We start from the raw sequence: 968 nt of genomic DNA on the forward strand, positions 1-968 counted from the left end.
CGCCCCGAAGGACGGCCGTAATGTATGTGCGTATGTTATTCGCCGAGCTGCGCCTTAATGTCCGCGATAATCGTCTCAGTAGCGGCTATGCGCGACTCGAGGTCTGCAATAAAGTCCTTTAATCCTTGGACATCCGTTGCCCCTGTTGCCGCTGCTAGTTCCGATTCTGTCTGCGCGATAACTTCCCGATACTTGGCGATAGCCCGCTCTCCCGTCACCATTTTACTACGCAATGTCTCCCTCTCAGTCTCTGTAAGCACCCGTGTAGTTACCGGTTCAGCAACCGTCGTACCTGTCTCCGCTATTGCTGTCGCTTTACTTTCCATCGTTATCGTTTTCCCCTCTACCGCCAGCCCCGTTCCGGTCGCCTCACTCATTGCGCGTACTGGAACGTAGGCCGATCCGTTTATAATAACCGCATCTGCGATCTTCTTGCCGTTCTGCTCTACCGTAAACAAACCGGTCACTTTCGCACCAATAAGCGATGAGCTGGCCGCGTACCCGATCGAACTTCCAAGTAAAAGCGCTGCGGCTGCGATTCCGATAATCTTCTTTTTCATGCGTGAGCCTCCCAAATATAGTAATTGTCCTAAGTATATCCAAGCGGCCCGCGACATGAAAGAGAAATTAAGAGACCGTGAACGTTCCGCCGCCTGAAGGTACGAGCGTTGTGCTACCGTGATTGTGATTTGCTAGTGTCAGGGTATGCGAGTGACTTACGTTCGCTTTACCGGCGAGAGCTGCCCATATAGCGTCTAACTCCGCTGCGGTTACGATACGATTACCGGGAGACGCGGAGCCTATATAAGCGTCAAAACCTGGTTCTAGGATAACGTCAAACGCTCCCCTAACAACCGCGTTTAAGCCGGCGTCGATCCGCACGTCATTGGCTCCGCGCATTCTCAATTCCTTAGAGCCGGACCCAGCGAACGAGACGTACGCCTCGTAAATCCCCGGGTCTACAAACT

Annotated in this window: 2 protein-coding genes; both read right to left on the minus strand. The window is 53.0% G+C overall.

Annotation, left to right across the window (positions count from 1 at the left end):
• Positions 1–35: 35 nt before the first annotated feature.
• Positions 36–560, minus strand: a complete 525-nt coding sequence (locus ACFSX3_RS27190; protein ID WP_379313495.1) for a hypothetical protein — start codon at positions 558–560, stop codon at positions 36–38.
• A gap of 67 nt (positions 561–627) precedes the next feature.
• Positions 628–968 (minus strand): hypothetical protein (locus tag ACFSX3_RS27195; protein ID WP_379313497.1); only part of this gene is annotated, 341 nt, incomplete at its 5' end.

Source organism: Paenibacillus rhizoplanae, assembly GCF_042684125.1.
GTDB lineage: Bacteria > Bacillota > Bacilli > Paenibacillales > Paenibacillaceae > Paenibacillus_AQ > Paenibacillus_AQ rhizoplanae.

Excerpts from the sequence above, each read along its gene's own strand:
- ACFSX3_RS27190 (WP_379313495.1), bottom strand. The coding sequence starts at position 560 with ATGAAAAAGAAGATTATCGGAATCGCAGCCGCAGCGCTTTTACTTGGA.